At 57.4% G+C, this 26,602-nt stretch carries 22 protein-coding genes and 1 pseudogene; 10 read left to right on the top strand and 13 right to left on the bottom strand.

From position 1 onward, the window contains the following. Together JF545_RS02525 and JF545_RS02530 are read right to left on the bottom strand one after the other, a co-directional pair. Nucleotides 1-507 (bottom strand): TRAP transporter small permease, encoded by a 507-nt coding sequence (locus JF545_RS02525; protein WP_206938379.1) that lies wholly within the window; start codon nucleotides 505-507, stop codon nucleotides 1-3. 113 nt (nucleotides 508-620) lie between these two features. Then, a complete protein-coding gene (locus JF545_RS02530) occupies nucleotides 621-1,595 on the bottom strand; it encodes a TRAP transporter substrate-binding protein (RefSeq protein WP_206938381.1) in 975 nt (324 codons plus the stop codon). Between the two features lie 264 nt (nucleotides 1,596-1,859). On the opposite strand from JF545_RS02530, the gene JF545_RS02535 reads away from it, so the two are divergent. Further along, a complete protein-coding gene (locus JF545_RS02535) occupies nucleotides 1,860-2,900 on the top strand; it encodes a LacI family DNA-binding transcriptional regulator (protein ID WP_206938383.1) in 1,041 nt (346 codons plus the stop codon). A gap of 8 nt (nucleotides 2,901-2,908) precedes the next feature. On the opposite strand, the gene JF545_RS02540 is transcribed toward JF545_RS02535, so the two are convergent. The 5 genes from JF545_RS02540 to JF545_RS02560 all read right to left on the bottom strand — a co-directional run bounded on the left by JF545_RS02540 (nucleotide 2,909) and on the right by JF545_RS02560 (nucleotide 7,874). Next, nucleotides 2,909-3,184: a hypothetical protein gene (locus JF545_RS02540; RefSeq protein ID WP_224852013.1), complete on the bottom strand. Its 276-nt coding sequence runs from the start codon at nucleotides 3,182-3,184 to the stop codon at nucleotides 2,909-2,911. A gap of 68 nt (nucleotides 3,185-3,252) precedes the next feature. Then, complete coding sequence (locus JF545_RS02545) at nucleotides 3,253-4,500, bottom strand: TRAP transporter large permease subunit (protein ID WP_206939228.1); 1,248 nt, start codon at nucleotides 4,498-4,500, stop codon at nucleotides 3,253-3,255. Next, the gene (locus JF545_RS02550; protein WP_224852048.1) at nucleotides 4,497-4,988 is read right to left on the bottom strand and encodes a TRAP transporter small permease; all 492 of its coding nucleotides are present in this window, start codon (nucleotides 4,986-4,988) and stop codon (nucleotides 4,497-4,499) included. Before JF545_RS02550 ends, JF545_RS02545 begins: the two co-directional genes overlap by 4 nt. 9 nt (nucleotides 4,989-4,997) lie before the next feature. Then, nucleotides 4,998-6,059, bottom strand: a complete 1,062-nt coding sequence (locus JF545_RS02555; protein ID WP_206938385.1) for a TRAP transporter substrate-binding protein — start codon at nucleotides 6,057-6,059, stop codon at nucleotides 4,998-5,000. Between the two features lie 189 nt (nucleotides 6,060-6,248). Further along, nucleotides 6,249-7,874 (bottom strand): glucan biosynthesis protein, encoded by a 1,626-nt coding sequence (locus JF545_RS02560; protein WP_206938387.1) that lies wholly within the window; start codon nucleotides 7,872-7,874, stop codon nucleotides 6,249-6,251. A gap of 422 nt (nucleotides 7,875-8,296) precedes the next feature. On the opposite strand from JF545_RS02560, the gene JF545_RS02565 reads away from it, so the two are divergent. Continuing rightward, nucleotides 8,297-9,358 (top strand): HlyD family secretion protein, encoded by a 1,062-nt coding sequence (locus JF545_RS02565; protein ID WP_206938389.1) that lies wholly within the window; start codon nucleotides 8,297-8,299, stop codon nucleotides 9,356-9,358. A 43-nt stretch (nucleotides 9,359-9,401) separates the two neighbouring features. Continuing rightward, nucleotides 9,402-10,460 carry a DUF2955 domain-containing protein gene (locus JF545_RS02570; RefSeq protein ID WP_347401300.1) on the top strand — a complete coding sequence of 353 codons (1,059 nt, stop codon included), beginning with the start codon at nucleotides 9,402-9,404 and terminating at the stop codon, nucleotides 10,458-10,460. A 214-nt stretch (nucleotides 10,461-10,674) separates the two neighbouring features. Here JF545_RS02570 and JF545_RS02575 read toward each other — a convergent pair whose 3' ends face one another. Beyond that, a complete protein-coding gene (locus JF545_RS02575) occupies nucleotides 10,675-11,958 on the bottom strand; it encodes a lactonase family protein (protein ID WP_206938400.1) in 1,284 nt (427 codons plus the stop codon). Between the two features lie 278 nt (nucleotides 11,959-12,236). Further along, nucleotides 12,237-13,229, bottom strand: coding sequence for a LysR family transcriptional regulator (locus JF545_RS02580; protein ID WP_206938409.1), 993 nt, complete (start codon nucleotides 13,227-13,229; stop codon nucleotides 12,237-12,239). Nucleotides 13,230-13,330: 101 nt separating this feature from the next. Between JF545_RS02580 and JF545_RS02585 the strand changes: the two genes are divergently transcribed. Continuing rightward, nucleotides 13,331-14,398 carry an SDR family oxidoreductase gene (locus JF545_RS02585; protein ID WP_206938411.1) on the top strand — a complete coding sequence of 356 codons (1,068 nt, stop codon included), beginning with the start codon at nucleotides 13,331-13,333 and terminating at the stop codon, nucleotides 14,396-14,398. A 77-nt stretch (nucleotides 14,399-14,475) separates the two neighbouring features. On the opposite strand, the gene JF545_RS02590 is transcribed toward JF545_RS02585, so the two are convergent. Both JF545_RS02590 and JF545_RS02595 read right to left on the bottom strand, forming a co-directional pair. Beyond that, nucleotides 14,476-15,744 carry a Y-family DNA polymerase gene (locus tag JF545_RS02590; protein ID WP_206938413.1) on the bottom strand — a complete coding sequence of 423 codons (1,269 nt, stop codon included), beginning with the start codon at nucleotides 15,742-15,744 and terminating at the stop codon, nucleotides 14,476-14,478. Next, nucleotides 15,741-16,226, bottom strand: a complete 486-nt coding sequence (locus JF545_RS02595; RefSeq protein WP_206938415.1) for a LexA family protein — start codon at nucleotides 16,224-16,226, stop codon at nucleotides 15,741-15,743. The genes JF545_RS02590 and JF545_RS02595 overlap by 4 nt, the downstream gene beginning before the upstream one ends. Before the next feature lie 2,175 nt (nucleotides 16,227-18,401). Between JF545_RS02595 and JF545_RS02600 the strand changes: the two genes are divergently transcribed. Next, on the top strand, nucleotides 18,402-18,854 hold the full coding sequence (locus JF545_RS02600) for a hypothetical protein (protein ID WP_206938417.1): 453 nt from the start codon (nucleotides 18,402-18,404) through the stop codon (nucleotides 18,852-18,854). Nucleotides 18,855-18,962: 108 nt separating this feature from the next. Here the strand turns inward: JF545_RS02600 and JF545_RS20190 are convergent. Next, nucleotides 18,963-19,709 (bottom strand): annotated as a pseudogene (locus JF545_RS20190) (IS30 family transposase); the annotation flags it as partial. Nucleotides 19,710-20,594: 885 nt separating this feature from the next. Between JF545_RS20190 and JF545_RS02605 the strand changes: the two are divergent. The 5 genes from JF545_RS02605 (at nucleotide 20,595) to JF545_RS02625 (ending at nucleotide 25,372) form a co-directional block, all read left to right on the top strand. After that, nucleotides 20,595-20,846, top strand: coding sequence for a hypothetical protein (locus tag JF545_RS02605; protein ID WP_206938425.1), 252 nt, complete (start codon nucleotides 20,595-20,597; stop codon nucleotides 20,844-20,846). Between the two features lie 2,583 nt (nucleotides 20,847-23,429). Then, the gene (locus JF545_RS02610) at nucleotides 23,430-23,900 is read left to right on the top strand and encodes an HNH endonuclease (protein ID WP_206938436.1); all 471 of its coding nucleotides are present in this window, start codon (nucleotides 23,430-23,432) and stop codon (nucleotides 23,898-23,900) included. Between the two features lie 36 nt (nucleotides 23,901-23,936). Beyond that, nucleotides 23,937-24,155, top strand: coding sequence for a WYL domain-containing protein (locus JF545_RS20195; RefSeq protein WP_206939240.1), 219 nt, complete (start codon nucleotides 23,937-23,939; stop codon nucleotides 24,153-24,155). 82 nt (nucleotides 24,156-24,237) lie between these two features. After that, nucleotides 24,238-24,447, top strand: coding sequence for a DUF1153 domain-containing protein (locus tag JF545_RS02620; protein WP_206938445.1), 210 nt, complete (start codon nucleotides 24,238-24,240; stop codon nucleotides 24,445-24,447). A gap of 214 nt (nucleotides 24,448-24,661) precedes the next feature. Further along, entirely contained in the window at nucleotides 24,662-25,372 is a 711-nt protein-coding gene (locus JF545_RS02625) for a hypothetical protein (RefSeq protein WP_206938447.1), read from the top strand. Between the two features lie 181 nt (nucleotides 25,373-25,553). On the opposite strand, the gene JF545_RS02630 is transcribed toward JF545_RS02625, so the two are convergent. Further along, entirely contained in the window at nucleotides 25,554-26,549 is a 996-nt protein-coding gene (locus JF545_RS02630) for an ion transporter (RefSeq protein WP_206938449.1), read from the bottom strand. Nucleotides 26,550-26,602: the final 53 nt, after the last annotated feature.

A 26,602-nucleotide genomic window follows, 5' to 3' on the forward strand; every position in this document is an offset into this window, starting at 1 on the left:
TTACTCCTTGTCGCCGTCGCGAGGGTCAGGTGTCGTCAGACGCTCGATAAAGTCCTCTACCAGCAGCAGCACCATCAGTCCGGCGGCGATCAGTTGCATCAGGTAGAGGTAGGAAAAACTCATGTCGAAGGTACTGGCGAACACGCCGGCGGTACGCTCCATCATGTTGAAGGCGCCGCCCATGATCATGCCCAGCACCAGGATGCTGACGATGTCGGCAAGCATCGCCGCCACGCGTTTCGCCCTGGCTGAGAGCAGGTCCGTGACGATGGTGATGCGAATGTGCTCCTGATAGCGCAGGGCCAGTACCGAGCCCAGGAAGATTTCGGCCAGGAACAGGTAACGCGAGACTTCGTCGGTCCAGGGCACGGCCACGCCGAGGGCGTAGCGGGAGATGACCTGAATGCCCATGACCAGCAGCATCAGGCCGAAGGCGCCGACCACGACAGCGGTCAACAGCCACCAGAAGGCTCCCAGCGCCTTGGCCAGGGTCGAATTGGTCGTCATGGATATCTCCGTGGGCCGCTGACGAATGACAGCGGCAGCAGGCGGTGCATCAGCCGTCCCGCCCCAGGCCTTGGCAGCCTTCAGGTGCCGGGGCGAGACGGCCGCTGCCCCGATTACTGGATCAGCGAGAGCACGTAGTCACGCACGGCGGGGTCGTATTCCTGGGCGATCTGCTCGACCGCTGGACGTGCCGCCTGGCGGAACGCGGCCACATCCGGCTCCACGATCTGCATGCCTTCTTCCTCAAGCTTCTGATACAGCTCGGCCTGGCCATCGGCCACCAGCTGGTCGCCCCAGGCGGTGGCATCGGCTACCGCATCCAGTACCACCTGGCGATGCTCGTCGGACATCTCCTGATACAGGTCTTCGTTCATCAGCCAGTGGAAGAAGGAATAAACGTGCTCGGTGCGACTGACGTAGTCCTGCACCTCGTAGAGCTTACCGGCGTAGATGTTGTCGACCGGGTTCTCCTGCATCTCGATGACGCCGGTCTGCAGTGAGGTGTACACCTCTGGCCAGGCGATGGGGCTGGGCAGGGCACCGATCTCACCCCACACCGCGACCCATGGAGCAATCTCCGGCACGCGCATGCGCACGCCGCTGACATCCTCCGGAGTCTCGACCGCTGTCTTGGCGGTCAGGTTGCGAGGGTTGCGGGCAGACAGGCCGACCAGGCGCATGTTGCCCTTGGCGATCAGACTCTGGTTGAGCGCCTCGCCCATCTCTCCCTCATAGATCTTGCGCGCCTGGTCGCTGGAGTCATAGACGAAGGGCAGGTCGGCGGCAGCGAACTCGGGGGCATACAGCGTCATGGGCATGGAACCGCCCAGGGCAATGGCGTACTCGCCGTAGCTGGCTCCCTCGAGGTGGTCCCGTTCACCGCCCACCTCGGTACCCAGCAAGGTGACGGTCAGCTCACCATCGGTATTGGACTCGATGGTGTCCTTCAAGCGTTCACCGATCTTGAACATCGCATGGGAAGGATCGGTATGGATGGCGATAGCCAGATCCTCGGCTGCGGCGGTGCCGGCGGAAGCCAGAGAAATGGCGGTGACAAGCGCAAGTGGGGTGAGGCGGCGTGGGTTCATTGTGATTATCTCCTCGGGACGTGAGCGGCGTGACGGCTCAGCGGGAAAGTCGGGCAAACGAGGGTATGCCCTGGCGTCATCCACCAAGGTAGTCGATGGTCTTTGGGTAGCGCTACCATTTTGATGGTAGCGCTACCCATACTTTGGTCTTGGGTTACACTGCGCAGCAGGACGGGGATGATGTCCTTATGTGTTTTACAGCCCGAGACCGCTTTCCCGCGCAGCGGACGGTCGCGGGCACGACAAGCGAGATCGAGGAACCCCATGGACAGACAGGAAGGTCGTTCACGCAAGCGTCACCGTGGTCAGGGCCGCGTCACCCTGGCGGATGTGGCGCGCCAGGCTGGCGTGGCGCCCATCACCGTATCGCGAGCGCTGAACACGCCGGGGCGGGTCTCAGAAGCGGTAAAGGCGCGGGTGGATGCGGCGGTAGAGGCGCTTGGCTATGTACCGAACCTTATTGCGGGGGGGCTGGCCGCCGCGGGTACCCGGGTGATTCCGGTGATCGTGCCATCGCTGGCCATCCTGACCTTTATCGAAGTCATCGACGCCATCCAGAAACGGCTCGAGGCCGCCGGCTATCAGATGCTGCTGGCCACCACCGACTGGGATCTGGATCGCGAGGCAGGGCTGGTCGACACCGTGCTGGGCTATTCACCCTCGGGTGTCATCCTGACCGGATTGCGCCATCACCCTCGGGTGATCACCCGCCTCAAGGAATGGGGGCGTCCGGTGGTCGAAATCATGGAGGTCGGGGAAGATCCCATCGACATGAACGTGGGCGTCGATGGACTGGCGCTGGGGCGTGCCATGGCGCGCCACCTGCTGGACAAGGGCTATCGCCGGATCGTCTTTGCCGGGTCCCATCTGGGGCATGACTATCGTGCAGCCCAGAGGCTCGAGGGACACCAGCAGGCGCTGGCTGAGGCAGGGCTTCCACAAGGGCCGGTACTTGAATACGCCGAGCCTGCTTCCTACGCGGTGGGGGCGAGGGCACTGGCAGATCTGCTGGCGATGACGCCCCGGCCGGACGCGGTGGCCTGTTCCAACGACATCCTGGCGAGCGGCATCCTGCTGGCCGCGAGCAAGCAGGGCATCCGTATTCCGGACGAGCTGGCGGTAGGGGGGTATCTGGGACTGCCGTTGGCCGAGCACCTGTCGCCCCCACTTACGACACTGGCGGTGGCGCGCAGTGACATGGGACGACAGGCAGCCGAGCTATTGCTGCAGCGACTGGAGGGAATGACACCAGCGGAGCCTGTGCGGGACCTGGGCTTCACCCTGGTGGAAGGGGGCAGTACCTAAGACGCTGCTCAGTTATCCGGTACCACCCCGGGCTCCCGGTAGATCACCCCTTCACGCTGGCGCTCCTGCTCGGACTTGTGCTCATCCACCGGCGGCACCCCCCAGACGGTTTCCTTGCGGCCGTCATCGTAGGAGTAGGTGGTGCACCCGCTGAGACTGGCCAGCAGCACGCAGGCCAGCAACGAGCAGGACAACACCAGGCGCGCGCTACGTCCTTGCGCTGCAGGCGTGCGGTCAGTGCTGCGGCCTGACCGGGCCAGGTGAAGCGGTGTGAAATCGGGCATGTTGACTCCCTGTCAGAGGCGGCGAGGCCTTGGGACGGCTCGTGATGCATCAGTATACCTGCTGAGGGCTAGATCAGCAGCGGTACATAGACCACCAGCAGCAGCACGCCGATCAACCCCAGCAGATAGGGCAGAATCGCCCGAGTGATGCGCTCAAGCGGTAGCTGCGTCACTGACGATGCGACATACAGATTGATCGCCACCGGGGGCGTGATCATGCCAATGGCCAGCCCCACCACGATGATCAGGCCGAAGTGCACCGGGTCGATGCCGAGTTGTGTGACCAACGGCAGCAGTACCGGTGTCAGGATGATCAAGGCGCTGGCGGTCTCGATAAACACCCCCGTCAGCAGGATGACCGCCACGACCAGCAGCAGCACGATGTAGGGATTGGTCGACAGCGACAGCACCGATGACGCGATCTGGGCCGGAATCTGCGCACTCGACAGCGTCCAGCTGAGCACCGCGGAAGTGGCGATGACCAGCATGATCACCGAGGTGGTGATGGCCGACTGGATCATCACGCGGTAGACGTCCTTGAGACTGAGGTCGCGATAGACGAACAGCGACACCAGCAGCGCATAGACCACCGCGACGACCGCCGCCTCGCTGGGGGTGAAGATGCCCGAGAAGATGCCACCCAGGATGATGACCGGTGTCATCAGTCCCCAGCTGGCGGCGCGCAAGGTGCGTGCAATGGTCGCCAGTGACAGCGGACTACCGTGGGGATACTGACGTCGATGGGCCTGGGCCAGAGCAATCCCGCCGAGCCCGAGTCCCATCGCCAGTCCTGGCAGGAAGCCCGCCAGAAACAGATCGGACACCGACTCCTGGGCGATCACCGCATAGATGATCATCGGCACCGATGGCGGGATGACCACCCCGATGGTGCCGCTGGCCGCGATCAGACTGGCCGCGGAGGCCGGATCGTAGCCCTTGCGCTTGAGCTCGGGCACCAGGCTGGAGCCCACCGCTGCGGTGGTGGCAGCACCTGAGCCAGAGATGGCGGCGAAGAACATGCCGGCGAGTACCGAGACCAGGGACAATCCGCCCTTGAGGAAGCCGAATAGGCTGTCGGCGAAGTCCACCAGCTTGCGACTGACCGCGCCCTGTGCCATCAGGTCACCGGTCAGGATGAACATCGGCACCGCCACCAGCGCAAAGGTATTGATGCCCTGGAACATCTGTTGCGGCACGACGGCCAGCGGCGTGCCCTGCATGACCAGCGTGGCCAGGGTGCTGGCACCGATGGTGAAGGCGATGGGCACGCCCAGCAGCATCAGCATGAAGAAGGCAATGAGCAACAGCAGCATCAGGCATCACCCCCATGGTGGGCGGTCGTCCGTCCGGCGATCTCGTTGAGTATGGCGACGAGGGTGGTCCACGCCATCAGCACCGCCGTCAGCGGCATCACCGCATACACCCAGGTCATCGACAGGCGCAGTGAGGCTGACTTCTGAAAGCTCTGAAGTTGCATGTAGTTCCAGCCGATGATGGCCAGCGCCACCAGGAACACCAGGACGCACAGGTGCGCGCACAGGCGAGCCGCCTTGCCGCTGACGCCGGGCAGGGCATCCACAACGAAAGTGACGGCGATGTGGCGGCCGGAGCGATAGGCCAGGGTGGCGGCCAGGAAGGTGATCCAGACCAGCAGGAAGCGGGCGACCTCTTCGGTCCAGCCGACGGCGGTGAAGGCCACCCGTGAGACGATCTGCAGGGAAATGACGCCAATCAGCGCCGCCATGGCGATAAACACCACGGGGCGCGTGACGGCGTCGAGTCCCTGCTCAAGACGTTCGAGCAGGGACAGCACTTAGTTTGACTCCTGTTGCGCCTGTGCAGACTGCCCCAGCGCTTCCTGGATGCGCGGCAGGTAGTCACCGAACTGGTCGCCGTAGGTCTCGTATACTGGCGTTACCGCCTGCTGGAAGGCGGCGATATCCGGCGATTCCTCGATGGTCATGCCTGCCTCGCGCAGCTCGGCCAACTGCTGTTCCGCCATGGCCGCGTTCTGTTCGCGCTCGTATTCTGCTGCCTGCTGCGCGGCCGATGCGACCACTTCCTGGGCGGCCTCGGGCAGCTTCTGCCAGCTGGGCATGCCCATCACGAAGATGGCGGGTGCATAGGTGTGGCGTGACAGCGTCATGTAGTCCTGGGTCTCGTTGAGCTTGAACGAGTGGACCACGTTGATCGGGTTTTCCTGGCCGTCGATGGTGCCTTGCTGCATGGCCGTCAGGGCTTCGGTCCAGGCCATGGGCACGGCGTTGGCACCCAGCTCGCGGAAGGTGTCGACGTAGACCGGGTTTTCCATCACACGGATGCGCAGGCCTTCGATGTCTTCCGGGGTCTTCACCGGACGCTCGGAGTTGGTCAGGTTGCGGAAACCACGCTCAGCGTAGGCCAGGCCCTTGAGATTGACGTCCGCCAGCTTGTCGAGCAGCTCCTTGCCGATCGGTCCGTCCAGCACCGAGTAGGCCTCTTCCGGTGACGCGAACAGGAACGGCAGTTCAAACACGGCCATGGGCTCGACAAAGTTGGCGACCGGACCATTGGTGATCACGCCCATGTCGACGGTGCCGATCTGCATGCCTTCCAGCAGCGTGCGCTCATCACCCAGGGTGGCGTTGGCAAAAATCTCTACATCGACCTTGCCATCGGTACCGGCTTCTACCAGTTCCTCGAACTTGGTGGCGGCCAGGTGAAAGCCATCCTGCTCGTTGACCACGTGGGCCAGGCGCAGAGTGATCGGGTCCATGTCGGCGAAGTCGTCCGCCAGGGCGACAGGGGCGGCGAGCACAGAACCCGCAGCGATGGCAGCGGTGAGCGTAGCGAGGGCGAAGGGCGAGGACCGGCGTGACGCGAGATGGCGTGTCATGACACTTCCTTGGAGTCGTGTTCAGCGAAGCAGGGCGCCTCATCCCGAGCCGAATCATCGAGATGATTCGGACGGGAAGATAACGCACCTTGATTTTTAAGGGCTTTTATTTAGAGGCTGAAGGTCTTCAGCCACAAGGAATCATGCCGGAAGCGGCGCCACGCGGTCAATTCGGGGGGAGAGGTGCCATCAGCCCTTGAGGTGATCGGCGTTGTGCAGTTCACGCTGATCCGCGGGGGGCGGTGTCCACTGATAGATCCAGGTCTCGGTCAGGGGATTGCCGTCCTTGTCACGCAGGTACAGGCGCAGGTTGATCGGCTCGCTGCCGTCGTCCGGTGGTACGACGTCGAACATGGCGCGGTAGCCTTGGATCGCAGCCAGCGGGCGGGCCGAGGTGATTTCGATCTCGCCGGCGCTGGCCTCGATCACGGCCTCCACGTCCACCTCCTGGTCGTCGTCGAAGGGGAAAGGCCCGCCACGGAAGTCGACGGCAAACCGCCAGCTGAAGTACTCGCGCAGCTGGCCGACGACGCCCCCAAGCCCTGTGCGGGTGGCGACGCAGCGGGCCAGGCTGGGCTGGCGGGCGGGCAGGTCATACCAGCTGAGGCGGTAGGAGTAGCGCAGCTCCTGGCCCGGCTCCACCGGTGTCTGTGGGCGCCAGTAGGCCACGATGTTGTCGAAGGTTTCGTCCTTGGCCGGCAACTCCACCAGGTCGATGCTGCCTTCCCCCCAGCCTTCGGTGGGCTCGACCCAGACGCTGGGACGGCGATCGTAGTAGACGCCGTCATCCTGATAGTGGTCGAAGTCGTGATCGCGCTGGGCGAGGCCAAAGCCCTGAACATCGGTGGCGGCGTAGGCGTTGTAGCGCAGGCTGGAGGGGTTGACCAGGGGACGCCACAGCCATTCGCCGTCGCCGGTGTGAATGCTCAAGCCGTCGGAATCATGGATCTCGGGGCGCCAGTCGTAGTTGACGTCGCGGTCGTTCTCGCCGACCAGGTACATGCTGGTCAGTGGTGCGATGCCCAGTCGTTCGATGGCCTTGCGTGGATACAGCGTGGCGGCGACATCCATCACCACACCTTCAACATTGCGGCGGATGTCGAAGCGGTAGGCCCCGGTGGTGCTTTCCGACTCGAGCAGCGCATAGACGATCACGCTGTTGTCGCCGTCGGGCTGCTCCAGCCAGAAGCGGGTGAAGTCCGGGAACTCCTCCGGCGTATCGCGGGCGGTATCGATGGCCAGGCCGCGGGCCGACAAGCCGTATTGCATGCTCTGGCTGACCGCGCGGAAATAGCTGGCGCCAAGGAACGAGGCAATATCGCGCTCCGGGTCCTGATGATGGTGCAGGCGGAATCCCGCAAACCCGAGCTGCGGCGACAGCGCGTCGGTATCGACGACCGGGCTGTCGTCTTCACCGCCAAAGCGAAACAGCTCGGGGTCGTAGGCCAGCTCCTGGGCCTGCCCCTCGCTGACCTGGTAGATCCTCACCGGCGTGGTAAAGCCCCTGCCCAGATGAAACAGCTGTCCCGTGTAGGGGCCATTGCTGTCCTTCCACAGGGCGTGGTCGGCGCGATAGCCGATGGACTGGTAATCGTCCCAGGACAGCGACTTCAGCTGTTCAGGCAGTTCGCCCTCGTGATCGTCGTGGGGCTGCTGTGACAGGTGCCGAGCAAAGCCCTTGAGCCAGGCGTAGTCAAAGGCCACCTTGTCGCCGGTGGTGTTCAGGCGCTGGTCCATCGCCGCGAGCAGGGGGGAAATCGGCAGGGCATAGGCGCTTAGCGCGGTGGCGGCCTTCAGAAAATCACGTCGCTGCATGTCCATCATCCTTGTGGTGAGCAAATGCCGTGTCAGCAGGTGGCTGCTGTGAAGTGCGCGGTACGGGCCAGGGAAGACCCGAGCATCCAGCGCTACGACTGCTCGAATCAGCAAAGGTTCACCGATGGGAAGATCGTCGACGCGGTGACCGCCAGCAGCCGATGCGTCGATAGATCCGTGGGGAAGGCAGCGAAGGGGAAAGGCAGCGAAGGGGAAAGGTGTCGTAGGAAAGATGGCGGGGAAGGATGGCGGGGCAAATGTGCCTGTTATTGTTACCATGCTAATTAAATGCTAGTCTTCGCGGCCGCCCTGGGCGCTCATCGAGCGAAGCATTGGGCACGTTGACCTGTGCATGGCGCATCACCGCCGCCCCCCAGGGAAGGATGACGGCGAAGTGAGCGATTTCGAGCAAGAGGAACCCCATGACCCCCGATCAGCGCTTCAAGTGGCTAGTGCGCCTGGCCTTGGGCCTGTTTGTCCTGATGTTTGGCTATTTTGTGGTGGCCGATACCTACATGCCGATGACCCCGGAAGCGCGAGTCATGCGTCCGGTCGTGCGTATTGCGCCGGAAGTCAGTGGCCCGGTGGCCCGTGTCGACGTGTCCAACAATGTCCACGTCGAGGCTGGCGATGTGCTGTTTCGTCTGGATCCCGCGCCGTTCGAGCTGGCGCTGGAGCAGGCGCAGCTAGAGCGGGAGGCCGCGCGCCAGGAAAACGACACCCTGGGCGCGAGTATCGCCTCCGCCAGAGCGACCTTGGATGCCGCCAGGGCGCGAGCACAGGAGAGCCGCCAGGAGCGCAGTCGCGGTGAGCGTTTGATTGGCCAGGGCAGTATCTCGCGGCAGCGGCTGGATGGCCTGGTGGCCACTGATCGCCAGGCGCAGGCAGAGGTCAAGGCAGCCGAAGCGGAAGTGGCGCGCCTGGAGGTGGAGCTGGGGGCTGAAGGCGACGCCAACCTGCGCCTGCGTCAGGCCCGTAACGCGGTGGAACAGGCGCGCCTGGACCTGGAGCACACCGTGGTGCGCGCCCAGCACTCCGGCATCATCAGTAACCTGCAGCTGGAAGTGGGCGACTACGCCACCCAGGGGCAGCCGCTGGTGGCGCTGATTTCCGACGAGCTGGACGTGATCGCTGATTTTCGCGAAAAGAGTCTGCGCAAGGTCGCGGCCGGTGATGATGCCAGGATCGTGTTTGATGGCCTGCCCGGCCAGGTGTTCAGTGCCCGGGTCGAACAGCGTGATGCCGGTGTCCGCGATGGCCAGGTCAGCGCCGATGGCAACCTGGCGGACATACCGACCACCGACCGTTGGCTGCGCGATGCGCAGCGTCTGCGCCTGCATCTGACGCTGACCGATGATGTGCCTCAACGGCTGCCGACAGGGGCTCGTGCCACCGTGCAGCTGTTTCCCGGTGACCATCCCATCGCCCATCCGCTGGGGGCATTGCAAGTGCGGCTGATGTCCTGGCTTCACTATGTCTATTGATCGCTCTCGATCCTCTGACAGCGCACGGTCGTCTGATACGCCCGTGCCGAGCGACACGCCCGCACCGCGGCCGTCGAAACTCAGCCGCAACGACTTGCGCCAGTGCCTGCGCATCGCGGTAGGCGCCTGGATCGGTTTTCTGGTGAGCCAGTTGATGCATTGGAACTACGGCGTCTTCTTTACCGTGTTTCCGATGTTTCTGCTGGGCATCATTCCCGTGTTCAATGCCCATGTGGTGCGTCAGTTCCTGGGCAATGCCTGTCTCAACGTGGTGGAAATCAGCCTGGTGGTGGGCCTGACCCAGCACCTTCCCGCGGTGATGACCGGCCTGGTGTTCCTGATGTTTCTGGGGCGCTTCACCTTGATGGCGCGCGGGCCGCTGTTCGTGTTTGGTGCCAATGGGGTACTGACCCTCAGCATCATGCTGCATTTTTCCAGCTATCCCGATCTCGACCTGTTCGACCTGCTGACCAGCAATACCGTAGCCAGCCTGTTGGCGGTGGCAATCGCGGCGCTGATGCATAGCGTCTTTCCTGACGTTGACCCGCGCCAGCCGCCTCCGCCCCAGCTCAAGAGCGTGTCGCTGCAGCGTCACCAGGCATTGATTGGCGCGATTACCGCGACGCTGTCGTTTCTGGTGTTTCAGCTGCTCGATCTGCGCGATTCCCTGTCGGCGCAGATGGCGACCATCCTGATTCTGTTCGCCCTTGGCTATCACGGCGCCAAGGCGTCAGCTCATCGTCGGGCGATAGGGACCTTGCTGGGCTGTAACCTGGCGCTGTTGCTGCAGTTGATTCTGTTCACCAAGAGCAGTCACCTGCCGCTGGTGCTGCTGGCCTACGGCATTGGCCTGCTGCTGTTTGCTCGCGAGCACGTTATCGAAAAGGCCGGGTCGGGTATCGGCTTTGGCGGGCTCACGACGCTGGGCATCCTGTTTGGCCAGTATCTTCGCCCCAACCAGGACCTGGTGGTGGATGCGCTGTACCGGTTCAGCTCGATGTGCGTCGCCCTGATGGCGACCTTGGTGGCCATGGCCGTGCTGCATCGATTGCTGGATCTGTGGCCGGCGGTATCCAGTCGCGGCGACGACGATAAGGGCTGAGGTTTTTTGGCTGAGTGTTAGGGGGTGAGTGTCGCGGGCTGAAGACTCCCATCGCCGGACCAGGCCTACGCGTACAGATAGGGGCCGTACCTCCACGGCCCCCTATTCGACCCTTTCCGACCCCATCCGACCCTATCCGACCCTATTCGATAGTGTGTCGATAGTGTCGTTCGTCACGTCCCGCTGCCGTCAGGCCGTTGGCCTCTATGCCAATCTACTCCTTGCTGGCCAGCGTCTCTTCGCCCGGCACCGGTATGGTCACCAGCCCGTAGGAGTGCACCTCGGCACTTCCCGGATAGGCGTCGACCACGCTAAGGCTGCCGTCCTCTGGATCGATGCCGAAGACCCAGGTCTTGCCGGTGTTACCGCTGATGACATTGACATAGTGGCCGTCGGCGCTCAGGTCCATGTCGGCGAAGTACTCGTTGTAGTCCTCGGCGCGGTAGGCGGCTTCCTCGAGCAGGGCGATGCTGCCATCTTCCGGGTCGATGCTATAGGTCGACAGGCTGGACGTGTGGGAGTTGGTGGTCCAGGCGTAGCGTCCGTCCGCCGAGGTGGTGACCCAGCAGGCGGCCTGCTCGCCACCCCAGATGTCGGCTCCCGTCATCACATCCGCCGACACCATGGTGAGCTGGCCGTCGGCGTCGATGTCATAGGACGACATCGAGCCGGTCTGGCCCTCGTACTCCTGCAGGAAGGGGTACTTGGCCTTGCTCTCTTCCGAGGATGGATGGAACTGATAACCCTGGGTGATATAGCGGGTCTCGGTAACCAGCAGGGTACTGTGGCCATCGGGCCGAGTGATCAGCTTGGTGCCGATGGGCAGCGCGAAGAAGCGGTCCTCCGACAGGTGCGGCGACGGCAGGCTGGATACTGGCGTCTGCGACAGCAGGCCATCGTCGTCGACCGCGTAGACGTGCACCATTCCGGTAAGAAAGCCCACCACGGTGAGGTACTTGCCGTCCTCGGTAAATTCCATGCTGACCGGTGAGTCGTCCAGTGCCCGCAGTGAATTGGCGAGCTCCGTCAGCTGGCCGTTTCCATCGATGGTGAAGCCCTTGATCACGCCGGGCTCGTCGTTGGCCCCGTTGGTGCTGGCGACGTACACCAGCCCGGCATGGCCATCGATGGCCTTGGGCTTGGCCCCGCCAGCGTCAACCACGTTGTTGAGGGTAAGGGTCAAGTCGTCTTGTACGTGCAGCGATGACAGGGTGCCATCGCCGATGTTGGCCACCAGCACATTGCGGTCGTCGGCGGAGCGCCAGACGCCATAGGCCGATCCCAGCGGATCAAGGCCGCCATCCATGCCGTTGCCAGCGCCACCGGTGGGGTATTCGCCGATCTTTTCCAGGGTGCCGTCATCAAACTGACGCCAGGCCACTAGCGAGTTCTGTTGCTGATGGTTGGTGGCGACGTACACGCCCCCGGTCACTTCCTTGGCCATGGTCGGCAGGGAAACCGAGAGCAGCAGCGCTGTCATTACGACGGGTGTCTTCATAGGGGTGCCTCTTCCTCGGCCTGCTCCTGGGGCTGCCCGTCAAACTGTGCTCGACAGGCGCTTAGTTCAGGTAAATCTTAGGCAAGAATGGCGGCCATGAAGGCTTTTAACTGTCGTCAAACGAGCGTTGCTCGCGGAAGATGCGCAATTCCGTGCTACGGCTAGGCGATGTCCGAAAAGTCGGCGAGCGAAGGTTAGACAAGGCAAAAATCGGTGAAAAAGCGCAGTTTACGGGGTGTAAATGAGCATTTTGACCGGGCTGGCGCACCAGCCTATTTTTAACGCTGTATTACCGAGCGCAGGCACTTTTCAGACGAGCCCTGCGGCTCCTGGGACAGGGCGCGGCGGTCCCACGGCGGCGGGTCCCCGACCTGTTCCGTGACGTAGTCGACGAACAGCGCCACCTTGCGCGGCCCCAGGCGAGACGCGGCGTAAAGCAGGTGAATGGACCGCTCTTCCGGGGCCACCTCCCACTGCCATTCGTTAAGCAGCGCTACCAGGCTGCCTTCATCCAGCTCCTTGGCGATCATCCAGGATGGAAACAGCACGATGCCCTGGCCCAGTACCGCGGCGTGGCGAAGGCTCGGCGCGTCGTCACTGTGCAGCGAGCCGTCCACGTCCAGGCGCTGAAAGTCCGCCGCGCCAGGTTGGCGCCAGAACCAGCGCTGGCGGCCGTACTCACCCTGGTAGCGCAGGCAGTCGTGGTCGAGCAGGGCGGCCGGAGATGTCGGGGTGCCAGCTGTCGCGAGGTAGTCAGGAGACGCCGCCACGATATAGCGCATGGGCGCCAGCGTGCGTGCGACCAGGTTGGAGTCGGTCAGTGGGCCGACGCGGAAGGTCACGTCGGCTGCGCTGCGCACCGGATCGACGAACTGGTCGGTCAGGCGTAGTTCTGTCGTGACCTTGGGGTAGCGCCGGGAGAAGCCACGAATCAACGGCACGACCTGGCGCTCGCCAAAGGCGACCGGGGCGTTGATGGTGAGGGTGCCGGCCGGTTCATCCTTGGCCGCGGTGATGTTCTCCGTGGCCGCGTCCAGGTCGGCAAGCACAGGACGAATCGCCTCGATGTAGTGCTTGCCTGCCTCGGTCAGCTCCACCGCGCGGGTGTGTCGGTGGAACAGGGCTTGCCCCAGGCTGCGCTCCAGCGTCTGAATCTGCCGTGAAATGGATGACACCGCACGATGGCTGCGGTGTGCCGCGGCGGTGAAGCCGCCAGCATCCACGACCAGCCGAAAGGTGCGTAGCGCGTTCAGGTCAACGTTGCCTTTCATGCAATAAACCTTTGCCATCATAGCGATTGTCGCAAGTGTTTATAGGTGCACAATGGGACACCGTCAATCCACAACGACGGCTACCGTCTAGGGATATCTTCATGCAGAAAGGCAACGCACTTGTTGTCGGTGCGACCGGCATCACCGGTGGCAACCTCGCCCAGTACCTCGTCGCCAGTGGCTGGACCGTCTACGGCATGTCGCGCAGTGGCACCACCACCAGCGGCGTCATCCCGGTCGCGGCTGACCTGCTCGATCCGCAGGCCACCGCCGACGCCCTGGCAGGGCTGCCGATCAGCCACGTGTTCTACTGCACCTGGACACAGCGCAGCACGGAGCGGGAAAACGTCGAGGCCAATGGCGCCATGATGAATCACCTGTTCGCCGCGCTGGACCCTGCGCGCCTCGAGCACGTGTCTCTGGTGACGGGCACCAAGCAGTACCTGGGATCCTTCGAAGCCTATGGCAGCGGCCAGGTGGAGACGCCGTTTCGCGAGTCCGCTGAGCGGGTGCCGGGTCCCAACTTCTACTACACCCTGGAAGACATCATGCTGGAGGTGGCGGAACGCTACGGCATCCGCTGGAACGTGCACCGTCCCCATACGGTGATCGGCTACGCCTCCGGCAACCTCATGAACATGGGCACCACGCTTGCGGTGTATGCCTCGATCTGTCGGGCCACCGGTCGGCCGTTCATCTTCCCGGGGTCACAGCAGCAGTGGAACTACCTGACGGACCTGACCGATGCCCTGCTGTTGGCCCGCCAGATGGAATGGGCCGCGCTGGCGCCGGGAGCGGCCAACCAGGCCTTCAACACGGTCAACGGTGACACCTTTCGCTGGCGCCGGATGTGGCGGGAGATTGGCGAGTACTTCGGCCTCGAGGTGGGCGAATGCCCCCAGACCCCACAGCCTCTGGCAGAGCAGATGGCCGGTATCGAGGACACCTGGAAGGACATTGCCAAGCGCCATGACCTGGTCCAGGACGATGTCAGCAAGCTGGCGTCCTGGTGGCACACCGACGGCGACCTTGGCCGCACCCAGGAGTGCGTGAACGATATCAACAAGAGCCGCGAGTTTGGCTTCCACGAGCATCGCGAGACCCGGGCGGTCTTCCTCGACCTGTTCGACCGCTTGATCGCGGAGCGGGTGATTCCACCGGTGGCGTAAGCCAACATCGCTGTCGCCGCACGTTCGGGCCAGGCCATAACAGGCCTGGCCCGCTTGTGTTTTGCCCCTGGGACTGCCTATAGCCTGGCGACCGGCAGCTCGTCCCAGCGGGTGGTGTAGCGGGGTGTGCGGTGTTCGCACTTCAGTTGCCAGGCGGCGTTGTCACTGGCCTTGCCGAGGCTCAGTGCGCCGCGTCCGTGCTTGCGGTTGATCGCGTCCAGAGTATCCATCAGGCGTTCATTGCGCTGGGTATCGGCGCTTTCGCTGGCGAAGATGTCATGCTGCAGGGTGGCCTTGTCCTGCAGGTCGAGGAGCATCACCCCCGCCTTCATGTACTGGTGGCCCTGGCGATGCATGCGTGCCAGCGCCTGGGTCGCGGTGGCCACTATGGCCAGGCTGTCGTCGCTGGCGGTAGGGAGTGGCACCACCAGCGACGGATGATGCTGGGGTTGGTCGGGGCGGTGGCGATTGGTACGCAGAAAGACCTGCACCGCTCGGGCAACGCTGCCCTGGCGGCGAAGCTTTTCAGCACCGCGCGTGGCGTGGGCGCGCACGGCCTGGCGCAACTGCTCCAGGTCCCCGGTGGGGCGCCCGAAGGAACGGCTGGTCATGATGCGCTCCCTGGGGACATCGCTGTCTTCCGGGGCCAGGCAAGACTCTCCTCGTAGCTCGCGCACGGTGCGCTCCATCACCACGCTGAAGTGGCGGCGCACGTGCTTCGGGTCTGCTTCTCGCAACTGCCAGGCCGTGTGGATGCCAAGCGTTGCCAAGCGCGCCGCACTGCGGCCGGCCACGCCCCACACCTCGGCCACCGGCAAGTGCTCCAGCCAGCGTTGGGTGTCTGTGCTGTCTGCTTCCATCAGGCAGACGCCATGGCCGTTGGGGTCCTTCTTGGCGCGATGGTTGGCAATCTTGGCCAGGGTGCGGCTGCTGGCAAGACCCACGCCTACCGGTATCCCGGTATGCCGCTGCACCGTGCGTCTCAATTCAACACAGTGGCCGATCAGGTGATCGCTGGCGAAGCCCTCGAAGTCCAGAAAGGACTCATCGATGCTGTAGACCTCTACCTGGGGGCAGAAGGTGTTCAGGGTCTCCACCACTCGTCGTGACATGTCCCCGTACAAGGTGTAGTTGCTCGACAGCAGGACGCATTGGCGCTTCAGGCGCTGGTCGATCTGGAAGGCGGGGATGCCCATGGGCACGCCGAGATCCTTGATTTCCTGACTGCGAGCGATGACACAGCCATCGTTGTTGGACAGCACCGCCACCGGCTTGCCGCGCAGGCGCGGATCAAACACCCGCTCGCAGCTGACGTAGAAATTGTTGCAGTCGACCAGCGCGATCATGACGGCGTGCCCTGGTAGGCCGAGCTGGCATGACGGCGGGACGTCCCTTGCGGCAGCGCATGGATGCTGTGCGTCACCACTCCCCATACATCGCAGTCGTGGCCGTTCAGGGCAATCGGCGGGTAGGCCTCGTTGGCCGCCAACAGATAGGGCCGGTCGCCCAGCTTGCCCAGCTGCTTGCAGGTCAGCTCACCGTCCACGCTGGCGATCAGCACCGCGCCCTGGCGCGGCTCCAGCGACCGGTCGACGATCAGCAGGTCGCCGTCGAAGATGCCGAGTTCCTTCATCGACTCGCCCTTGGCGCGCAGATAGAAGGTCGAGCTGGGGTGGGGCACCAGGTGCGCCACCAGATCGAGCTGGCCTTCCAGATAGTCATCCGCCGGCGATGGAAAGCCCGCGCGAACCTCGCCAGCCGCCAACGGCAGCGGAGCCCGCGGCGCCCGCTCATCCACCCGACCCAGCACCTCGAGATGCACCGTCATGGTTCCGCCCTCATCGGTATAGCCAAACGAGCAACAAGATTGATGTGGTGCATGGTGCCTCCCGCAACGGATAGATACTGTTCGTATGTACAGTATCAGCAGCAGAAAGCCTCCGCCAGCCAGGCAGCACCCGGACCAAAGTTGGCTTGGTGGCCCTTTGGCGTGTCCCGGCGGGGTGGGTGGGGAGGGAGAGTCGGATGGCAGGACAAAACGGGTAAGGTGGGAAGAGGCGGATGGCAGGACAGGATGGGTGAGGCGAGAAAGGGTAGTTGTAGGAGTCATCTGAACTGATGTCGACGCCGGATGTGTTGGATAAGCGACTGCTTACTTGTGGAGGTGATTGTTTCGCGGCGTTTTTCCTAGAATTAAGTATGTAAGAAGGGATGTAACTGTGTGTCACATCTGTTTGCCGTAAACAAACGAGATTTTAACGTTCTTAGTACATCGAAGTTTGTCGTCGTAATTAGACAAAAGGAAGGGGGCGAAAACTGGCGACATGGCTTGTTTCGCAGTAGTCTTCGAAAAACTGTGCTGTTTTTGGCGGTGTGTTTGTACCGGGTAGGCTGGCAATGGGAGTAGTAGGGGGAGGGCGCATGCGGAATGAGATACAGATGAGTTGTACAAGGTGACCGCTTTCGACATGAAGCTGACATGGCGGCAAAGGCCGACAGCTTGTTCATTGAGGGGGTAGCATGCACTATCACTAATGACAGGTAGACGAGTTATACTTAAGTTTCTATAGTTAGAGCCTGAGGGGCTCTTAATGAGAAGAGCATAACATTCTTAGACGCGTGCTCGTGGAAGTAGATAAATGAGCGATCTTTCGAATACCTGTTAACTGCTCAGTTTGATTTTCTACGTATACTCCGGTTCTTCAGGATGGTTTATTTTGGCTAAAGAGGCGATGAAATTTTGCGATTATACTTGTTAAGAGATTCGCACGTGTGGGCGGTTTTCACTTCACATACGCTGAGGCCTCTGAAAAGGGCCGTTCAGAGTATTTGAAAATTTCAGCAGAAATTGAAACGTTCGGTAGGGTTGAGTTCCAAGAAAGACTAGAAGAACTCAAGCAACTGCGGGATTTGGCAAGGCTGCAGGCCACTGTTTTCTCGGCAATGCCGTTTGAGGCTTAAATTTACGATTTTGCGTCGGTTCCCACGGTGACAATTACGTTCGGAATCATCTAGGTCGGCTTGACGTCCTCTCAAAGTGGTTGGTTATTCTGCGTCTTGTTGGGGGTGGAACTACCCAAAGGCGAAGCTCCGTATGCTGCGTTGAAGACTCTATTTTTTGAGCGTAACCGGTTGGTGCACTCTAAGTCAGAGCTTTTCGAATTCGATAACCCTGAGCGACACTTTGCCAAAGTGAGGAAGCGGGAAAGGGAGTTTGAAAAAATGTCCATACTCCTTTTCGCGCGCTAGTCTTAATGTCGCTGTATTTAGAAAATGTCTAGATGTCTACTATAATCCATTGCCGTCGTATGGCAAACTTAACGCGTCTCGACGCCGTTACTATGCTGAGCTAAAATCTCTGATTGGCGAATGCCTCAATGTGGTGGAAAAAATTGGCTGCAGCTAGAAATTTGCTGCATGACGATCGACTCGCTTGCGCTAAGCCCTTACGCTAATTCAAACGGTGATGAGCAAAAGCGGTGAAAAAACAAGGAGTTGCTATAATTGAGTGGAAAAATGTAAGATTCTTAGCCATACAAAGAGCTGGTTACGATGCTGGCACTTACCGGATGTACATCGACTTTGAAGATGATGATTCTCACTATATATATTGTCGTGCTCCCTAAGAGCTATTTCGCAGGTTTGTATCTGCGTGATAAGTTGGCAGATTTTATCATCAATACATCTAAGAGAACTTTGGCTGTGAGGATGGCGGATGAATAGCAAAGCCTGTACGATAGCAAAAACTATTTCCTTTGAATGATAGAAGTGACCGTTAGCTAGATGACGAAGATAAAGGAGCAGTGATAGGTCATCATATTCAGCAGTTTAAAAAAGGGTCACGAATGAAAAACGTTTCTGAGAGAAGCATAATTAATAGTTTGAATAGTTTTCTAAAAAAGCAACAAAGTAGTTCGTAAGGTTAAGAGGAATCAGCATGTTTCAGCCTTTTTTGCTGCGTTTGGTAAGCCGGTTAAACCATGGCATGTGGTGAGGAGTAATAATGGTTTGGTCAAGTTTTATCTCTGGAGTAGCTGGTGGTTTTTTTGGCAGCGGTGCGGTTTGGTTGCTTTTGAAAATATATTTAGCTCATAGGCTTGAACTTGCGCGCAGCAAGATCGCAGAGGAACGTCTAAAGCTTCAGAAGCAGCGTGAAGCAAGCACCGCAGTTGCTGAAATACTAAGCACATGGATTAAATCCAACTATCAAGAGGGAACCACAAACGACGAGCAAAGGTGGGAGATTCAAACAACATACTGGAAGAATATTCTTTTACTTGATAAGAGGTTAATTGACCAACTTTTTCCTCTGCTTGCTCTTCGAGACGGAGCTATCACTACAAACGAAATGGTCGTTCGAGCTAGGCAAATACTACTGGGACTTGAGGAACCGGATATCAAGGCTGACGCTTTAAACAATTGGCCTCCAGTTAAATCAGCCCCAGCGTCGGGATAAGTGTCTATCGGCTGATACACTGTTCCGAAACCCCTTTCGGAGACGAATGGAGGCTGTCGGCCTCGGATTAAAAGCGCAGTACGATTGGATTTGCGGAGATCCGAACACCTACTTCTGGATAGCATCTGAGTATACCTCCAGAGGCGTCATTTAGTTGGCGTCCTTAGAGGCCTCCTATTTAGCGGGCCTGCGATCTTATCGAGCTCCCTCAGGGTGTAGATCGAGAGGTCTGACCCCTCAGCTAAATACTGTCGAAACAGACCATTCGTATTCCCGTTCGACCTGCATTGCTATGGCTATGTGGAGCGGCGAAGTAAATAGCTGTCTTGGTACGCTGGGTAATCTCCGCATGCTTGGCTATGTCACTCCCTTGGTCGTAAGTCATCAATAGCAGAAGTGAGCGTGGAACACGGTTCAACTTCTCGCTGAAGCCGATCATGGCATCGGTCGCGGCGGTACCTGACGAACCGTGACGAGAGCTCGCCCAATGTGCCCACTGGAGAGAGGTGCTAGGCCAAAATTAAGTCGCCTTCAATGCCCCGGCATCAGCCGATCTTCGATCTCAGGAGGCCGGAGTTGGATACTGACCAAGCCAGGGTTCCGGTGGCGAGGGTCCTTGCCACTGCTACGTGGTCGCCACTTGCCTTTCCCGCAACTAGCTCTTTCTTTAGGGAGCCTCGTGGCATCTTATAGAGCGCGTTGTAGACCGGCCTCATGAGAAGGCTGACGTGTCGGATCATTTGGATACATGTACTTCAGTGTGGTGGCAATTTACTTAGGGGGCCGATACTCACGCAACAGATAGGTCACCAGGTCGAAGAGAGGCGTTCCAAACCGCAACTTCGATTGTCGTCGTGCTCATATGCCTTGAGGATAGTGATGACACTGCTCTTGAGTGTGTCGATTATGCTTCATTACGAGATCGCCTGCTATCAAGTTAAATGTAACGGAAATCTCACGTTGGCGGTGGGCCGGTTTCTGGGGCAAAGATCAATAGTGCTAACGTAATTTTTCGAACAGGTGTTGTACTTGCATATTGAGCGTCAGGGCCTTAGCATCTTGCTCAATCCAACGGATAGAGTTAAGATCCTAGTCTTGGAATAAGGGAAGCGTTATGTAAATGCCCTTAACCGATATAGCAAGTACCGGAAAGAGTACGATACGGGGAGTCTGAATTTACATAGTGTTGATTGTGTAGGCAATATGCTTACAGGTGGATCAGCTCTTAAAGATTATTTTGAACAAAAATAGCTGTATGGTTTGGATCGTTCAGAGCTTCACGTGCACGATACAAATATACAGTCGTAATAGAATGCCATTCAAACTTTAGATTATAATCTACATCCATCAATGTGGCATTTGCTATGACGAAGAAGGAGCTAGGAGATTAATTTCACTCAGCCTCAATAGAAGAGGCGTGTTTAGCTCTCGGGGCTAATGCAGCAGCCGTTGGTGACACAGCCAAAAAATATTTCTGAAGAAGTAGGGATGAAATCTCATGAGCTAAAGACGAATAACAGGGGGTATCAGAAAAAAATTAGAAAGGCAGGTGAATGGTGAAAAAATATTGTGGAAAGGTTAGAGGAAAATCTTCGATATACTAATGCTCGCTCATTTGCTTAATAATGTAATTGGTTTTACGACATGATAATACCATATATAAAATTCCAAATATTCAGTCGCAGAAGAATTGTGTTGAATTATGAGTCATGAATCATATAATTTAAAGCAGGGGGTCTTATGTTAAGAAGCCATGAGCAGTCAATAATCGATAGCTTTTTTGACTATTTCAAGATGGTTGTAGAAGACAGAGGAGAAAACCTAACTAGATTTTCAACTGATGGGCAGGATAGTATTTTAGGTGGGGATTACATATTCACAAATAGCACAAAATTTGTTTTGACAGAATTTAAATATAAAGAAAAAGGTATTAAATTAGAAGGAAAAAAGGAAAGAATGCTAACCTTATGCATAGAACTTGATAAGGATTAACGTAGATTAAATCAAAGCATAAATTGTCACTACATTGGTTGGTCACATCTTCAAAGTGATCTCACCATTTTATTCAATTCATATTATAATGAAGTATGCAATAAAAAAATTTTTGAACAATCCTCAGGCCTTGAGCAATGTGGGCCAAAGAAAGAAAGACGGATCACTGCTGAAAAGTTTGTTAATGAATTCCTCGATGGAAACATAGGTGTGACTTATAAAAATTTTGACCATTATGTCAAATGGTTGACGGGTCTAGGAGGTAGCGGCACTAGTAGTATTGAGCTAATAACTCGCGATCCTACTAGCAAAGTAATGAGAATGCTTGAATTTAGTTCGATTTCGGCATTGAAGGATTGGCTTGATATGATAAAGCCTCAACAGGCGAAGCAGAACAAACCTGGAGGATCTTTCCATCCTTAACATTTAGAAAATCCTATAATTTTCAATTATGTGCTACAGGATTTGGTGCGATAAATACTGTGGCGTGTGTTTTTAATTGGTCTTTGAATTAGACTTTCGACCGAGTGGTCTCAAAATACGACCCCAACACAAAAGGAATGACGTATACCCTGGCATCAGGTTCGGAATAATATTCTAGAATACCTCCAGAGGCGGCATTTAGTTGGCGTCTCTAGAGGTCTACTACTGCGCGAGGCTGCGATTTCCTTAAGTTCTTCATGATTGTAGGGCGAGATTTCTAGTTACTAAGGCAAGTTCTGCGGAAGCAGACCATGGGTGTTTTCTTCCAACCCGCGTCGCCATGAGCTATATGAATCGGCGAAATAAATAGCCGGCTAGAGCGCAGCTGAACGGATCCCTTCCGAACTACGCAGTGAAGTGCCCCCCCCCTCCCGAGCTGCACAGGCTATAGTGCAGCCATCAGCAGGATGACATGAGCAACGTACCTACCGTCAAACGCTGGACGGCGAAGCGCAAAGCCGCTGTTATCATGCTTATCTTCAAGGGCAGGACCACAGTAGCTGAGGTGGCGTACCGAGCTACGATCTCACGGTTTCCGAGATTTTGGGGCTGGATCGATGAGGCACATCGTAGCATTGAAAACGGGTTCAGGGCTCGCGTGAAGGGCGTGCGCGAGCAGTTGCGCGAGATAAAGGAGGCGCCGGGCGTTGCCCATCTACAGATTAATGCGCTAAAAAGTTTTGCCGCCTGCTCGACGAGTACTAGAATTTTTAAAGTCGCTGCAGGGCCACATGGTGTCGCTCGCCAAACTCTGTTAGTGGCGGGGCCTTCCACAGCGGATGTTGTATTACCGTCCGAGGCCGCGGCGGTGCGCCATCAATATCTATCTGGCGTCGCGGGTGAAGCTAGCCTTAGATCGGTTTCCTAGCGATTGCTATTGTCGACGGGCGTGCGGCCTGGGAGATAACCGCAAGCCTATAAAGCGCACATCGCAACTCAAAGGCTGGCAAGTACGCAATCGGCCTCAAGGCCTCCGCGCTCGTGCCAAGAGTCTGCCATCCGTCGCCTCGAGGCCTGATGGGAGCTCGGCGACAGACCTCACCCACCTGTGTTGCGTTAAGGAACGGCAGTCCAGCTTATCGCTCATCATTGACTGCTGCGCTATTGAGATCCTTGGCAGTCGATTGCTGGATAATAACATCAAGTAGACTGCGGTGGCGGCGCTAGAAGAAGCGCTGATCTATCGACGAAAAGCGCTGTGGCTAGTCCAGAAGCCGTTGCCCCTTTGCTCCGATACCCGGCTTGTCTTTAGCAGTCGCCACTAAACGCGCACGGTAGATGCCTATGGCCTAACTCAAGAATTCACGACGCCGAATCATCTGGAGCAAAATGGGCTCTTCGAGCGCTTCTTCAGGACCTTCAAGTAGGAGTGCATCTGGCTTCATCGCTTTGGATGACTGGATGACTGGATGACGCAAGGTGTCATCAACTACTAAATGAGACATCACAACGTAGAGCGGCCACATCAGTCTCTAGGCTATGTGGCATCTCGGGCATACCGGTCATTAGCGGCGTAGGGTGTTTAGGAACCGTGGGGGGCATTACAAGCAGTGGTGCTTGGTAGATGATACTGATTTTGATGGTGTATTTGCACCGGGAAGTTTGGCTAGGGATGTGTAGCGGACGTATAATAAGTGAGATTTAAGTCGAGCCGACGCACAGGGACTAAGATATTGTGGAGTGGGTGTTGTGGCTGCTTTCGACCTAAGGCGGTCATTCTTGGAAATGCAGCAGGCGCAAATTTTTAATATAAAGGTTTATAAGTATTTACTGCTTAAGAGTTGCAAGGCTGGAAGTAAACATCAGGCCGCATGCGTTGGAAAAAAGCTCCAGTGTTTCATTGTGATGATAGTTTGACTTGTTCTAATATCTATTATAAAAAATAAGGACATACTCTATGTTTAAAAAATAGTCACATGCCAGAATTGCGGAGTAAAAAATCGGTTGTTACCGGATAGAGCTGGGCAAACAGCAAGATGTGGTTCATGTGGAAAAGTAATTGTAGGGACGGAAAGGGAAAGTCATTTATGCCCTGTATGCCAAAGGGTTGTTTCCAAAGGAGTGTATCTTTCCAGTGGAGAAACTGTTCATGTGGTTTGCTTGAAGAAGCTACAAAGGAACCAGGAAAAGATAGAATCTGACATTAGTGAAAAGGAATTAGAAGTTCGTCGATTAAGTAGTATTATCGAAGAGCAAAACGGAGTTATATACAAATTAAAACACCTGTTTTCAAGTCCTAAAATCAACCTGGATGATTTGAGGTGTTCGGTCTCGCGCCTGCAGTGTGATATCAGAAATTTAACATTAGATTTGTCTAACGCAAGAGAGGCCCTCTCCTCGATATACGATTACTTCCTCTCCTATCCGCCAGACTGGGATGAAAGAAGGCAGGTACTGATTGACATAAACGGTAGGGCGTGTAGTCATTGTGGAACCAGATCAAACCTTCATGTTCACCACGTGAAGCCTTTATCGAAAGGAGGCAGTAATGAATTATCAAACCTGATAATATTGTGTGAAAAATGCCATTCAGGAGTACATGGTGGTAGGGACTTTTCTGGCAAGTTTTAACCAAACGAAACCGCATTTGCAAAACGGGTCGCAGATATTCGTTATGCAATAGATAAGAATAAAAAAATACAGTTCGGTTACAGGAAAACTACTGATAAAGGGTATAAGCAGCGAATAATCCGTCCCGTCATGCTCGAAAAAGTCGATCATGATCGAGATTTTGGAGCCACGCTTTGCGTCAGAGGTTATTGTGAACTGAGAAAAGCGGAGCGCATATTTGCACTCAAACGCATGAGAGGTCTTAGATTGATATAGTTATAACAAGTCACTGGAGCCCCCACTGAAGTGACCCCCTTCCGAGCTTCACAGGCTATAGTGCAGCCATCAGGAGGGTGAAATGAGTCACGAACCTACCGTCAAACGCTGGACAGCGACGCGCAAAGCAACTGTCGTCATGGACATCTTCAAGGGTAAGGCCACCGTCGCTGAAGTGGCTCACCAGCACGATCTCACTGTCTCCGAGATCGAGGGTTGGACGGACGAGGCCCAGTGCAGCACGGAAAACAGGTTCAGGGCACGCCCGAAGGACGTCCGCGAGAAGTACTGATCAGAACTGCGGGAGACCGAAGAGGCACAGGGCGTCTACTTTCGACTATAAAAGTGCGCTCTTTGTACGTAGAAAAAAACGAGAAGTTTCCTATATCGCAAATACGAAAGAATAAGCTAGGTGATGTAAGCTCGGAAAAATTTGATAGACTTCATTGTTATTCACGGTGTCATCAAATTCATTGAACTGCAAAGTAAAGCCCTGTGAGGCAAATATGAAACTTGAACATCTCCTGGGGAAGAGGGCTTTGGGTAGTGCGCGTATCGAGGATTACACTACTTGGGCAGAGTCTTTGCTATACGACAGCATAGAGACTGAAAATGCGGCGATCCTGGCAAGCATTGGATTAGAAAGAAATCCAGAGTGGGATGATGTTGAGAGATACTTCCGGAAAACGCTAGGGGATCTTGGTCTATCATTGCTGTCCGATGAAGATGCTCTGAAAGTTTATGCTAAATATCTTTGTGAGACAATCGTCTCCGGTGATTGTGATCCCGAAGCTGGAGTGGGTGTGTTGGCAGATTTTTATTCAAGATCTGGGTACGATCCCATCTACAGTATTTGGGATGATTTAAGTGCAGACCTATTGTTTCTGCTTGATGAAGATGGAGCTATTTTTAATACTGGATTGACCAGAGATAATAGGAGTAATTATATAAAAAGAGTAGCCTCTCAGTTTGTCGTGCTTCTTGATTCCGGCTTGCCGGAGGGATTCTTTAATCTAAGCGCATGTCCGGAATGCGGGTATGTTGGAAAGAGTAAGCTCGAATCCATGCATATACCTTGGATGCCGGATAGTTTGTTCCGACTAATCTATAGACGTGGCAGAATGAAGAGGCCTATTTGTCCACGGTGTCAGAGGCCCTTTCCGAAAAATATGCGTGACTATGAAGGCAGAAGGCAATTTTTAGCTCAGCAGTGCTAATGAATTGATCAAGCCGGCGTCTTCTGCCTGGCGTTATGCGCCTTGTTTCCAAGTTAAGTGTCTCGTCTTTGGTATTAAGTTGGCTAGATGGCGCCGCTTCGCTCAAGCCGCCTCTGTCAGCTATCTAGGACAGTTTTCTATAAAAGCCACCCAAGAAAGCTGCCCCGTCATCTACGCCCCCTCACTCATACCTTTCCTGCCAGCGTTTGATGGCGATTCGGTCCTTCAACAGTTCCAGCATATCGACCAGTACCTGCTCGGTGATCTGTTCGGTTTCCGGGTCGGTGCGCAGCCAGGCGTCCAGGCCGCTTTCGGCCATATGTTCGACGAGGGTCGAGAACTGCGGGGAGCGCAGGCCGGCGAGGGCTTCGTCGACGATATGGCAGGCGAGGTCGGACAGGGAGGTTTCCAGGCCCTGGGTCAGCTGGCTACCCATGGGCAGGCGTTTTAGGCGCTGCAGTTCTGGGGTCTCTGCCAGGGTGCGGGCCACCAGTCCGCGCACGTAGGCCAGGGTTTCGAAGCGGTTACGGTAGGCGATATCGCCCACCATGTTCTCCAGGCGCTGGCTGATTTCCTGTACCAGCGCCTCCTTGCGCGGCGTGATGATCTTGTCGATGGCGGGTGAGGCCAGGCCCTCGCCGCTGGTCAGCTCGCGCTGGACATTGTCGAGCAGGCGAATGGCGATACGGTCGGTCAGTTCTTCCATCAGGATGTCGACGTACTTGGCGACAACGCTGTAGACATACCAGCGGCGCACATCGATCAGGCCGAGACGCTGCAGCCGGTGCAGCAGCGAGATGACCCGCAGCACACGCAGCAGGCGAAAGCCCCCCAGCGGAATACAGCCAAGCACGTCATACCAGTGCACAAAGGGGTAAAAGAACCAGCGATGGTAGCGACGCTCGGCGATGGCGACTGCCCAGCCCAGCAGCACATCCAAGAGGAAGACCGTGACGAAGGCCAGGTCGATCGTAAAGAAATTGGCGTGGATGTAGCGGTCGTAGGCGGCATGCAGGCTGGGGGCGATACCCTCGAAGGCGGCATTCAAGGGCGGGAGCAGGTAGAGGCTGTCGAACAGCAGCAGTCCCAGGTTGATCACCACCAGGACGATGATCGCCAGGTCCCACGCCAGGTGTGCGCGCTCCAGGATGAGTGAGCGGGTTCGCTGTGTCGACATGGGCTCTCCGGCTGCGGACGGTTTAGGCGGTGTCTGTTTGGTTACCTGCTGGT

The organism is Halomonas litopenaei, assembly GCF_017303055.1.
GTDB classification, from domain to species: domain Bacteria; phylum Pseudomonadota; class Gammaproteobacteria; order Pseudomonadales; family Halomonadaceae; genus Halomonas; species Halomonas litopenaei_A.

Excerpts from the sequence above, each read along its gene's own strand:
- JF545_RS02605 (WP_206938425.1), top strand. The coding sequence starts at position 20,595 with ATGTTAAGAAGCCATGAGCAGTCAATAATCGATAGCTTTTTTGACTAT.
- JF545_RS02595 (WP_206938415.1), bottom strand. The coding sequence starts at position 16,226 with ATGACGGTGCATCTCGAGGTGCTGGGTCGGGTGGATGAGCGGGCGCCG.
- JF545_RS02590 (WP_206938413.1), bottom strand. The coding sequence starts at position 15,744 with ATGATCGCGCTGGTCGACTGCAACAATTTCTACGTCAGCTGCGAGCGG.
- JF545_RS02575 (WP_206938400.1), bottom strand. The coding sequence starts at position 11,958 with ATGAAGACACCCGTCGTAATGACAGCGCTGCTGCTCTCGGTTTCCCTG.
- JF545_RS02630 (WP_206938449.1), bottom strand. The coding sequence starts at position 26,549 with ATGTCGACACAGCGAACCCGCTCACTCATCCTGGAGCGCGCACACCTG.
- JF545_RS02625 (WP_206938447.1), top strand. The coding sequence starts at position 24,662 with ATGAAACTTGAACATCTCCTGGGGAAGAGGGCTTTGGGTAGTGCGCGT.
- JF545_RS02600 (WP_206938417.1), top strand. The coding sequence starts at position 18,402 with ATGGTTTGGTCAAGTTTTATCTCTGGAGTAGCTGGTGGTTTTTTTGGC.
- JF545_RS02530 (WP_206938381.1), bottom strand. The coding sequence starts at position 1,595 with ATGAACCCACGCCGCCTCACCCCACTTGCGCTTGTCACCGCCATTTCT.
- JF545_RS02555 (WP_206938385.1), bottom strand. The coding sequence starts at position 6,059 with ATGACACGCCATCTCGCGTCACGCCGGTCCTCGCCCTTCGCCCTCGCT.
- JF545_RS02535 (WP_206938383.1), top strand. The coding sequence starts at position 1,860 with ATGGACAGACAGGAAGGTCGTTCACGCAAGCGTCACCGTGGTCAGGGC.
- JF545_RS02620 (WP_206938445.1), top strand. The coding sequence starts at position 24,238 with ATGAGTCACGAACCTACCGTCAAACGCTGGACAGCGACGCGCAAAGCA.
- JF545_RS02580 (WP_206938409.1), bottom strand. The coding sequence starts at position 13,229 with ATGAAAGGCAACGTTGACCTGAACGCGCTACGCACCTTTCGGCTGGTC.
- JF545_RS02565 (WP_206938389.1), top strand. The coding sequence starts at position 8,297 with ATGACCCCCGATCAGCGCTTCAAGTGGCTAGTGCGCCTGGCCTTGGGC.
- JF545_RS02525 (WP_206938379.1), bottom strand. The coding sequence starts at position 507 with ATGACGACCAATTCGACCCTGGCCAAGGCGCTGGGAGCCTTCTGGTGG.
- JF545_RS02560 (WP_206938387.1), bottom strand. The coding sequence starts at position 7,874 with ATGCAGCGACGTGATTTTCTGAAGGCCGCCACCGCGCTAAGCGCCTAT.
- JF545_RS02540 (WP_224852013.1), bottom strand. The coding sequence starts at position 3,184 with ATGCCCGATTTCACACCGCTTCACCTGGCCCGGTCAGGCCGCAGCACT.
- JF545_RS02585 (WP_206938411.1), top strand. The coding sequence starts at position 13,331 with ATGCAGAAAGGCAACGCACTTGTTGTCGGTGCGACCGGCATCACCGGT.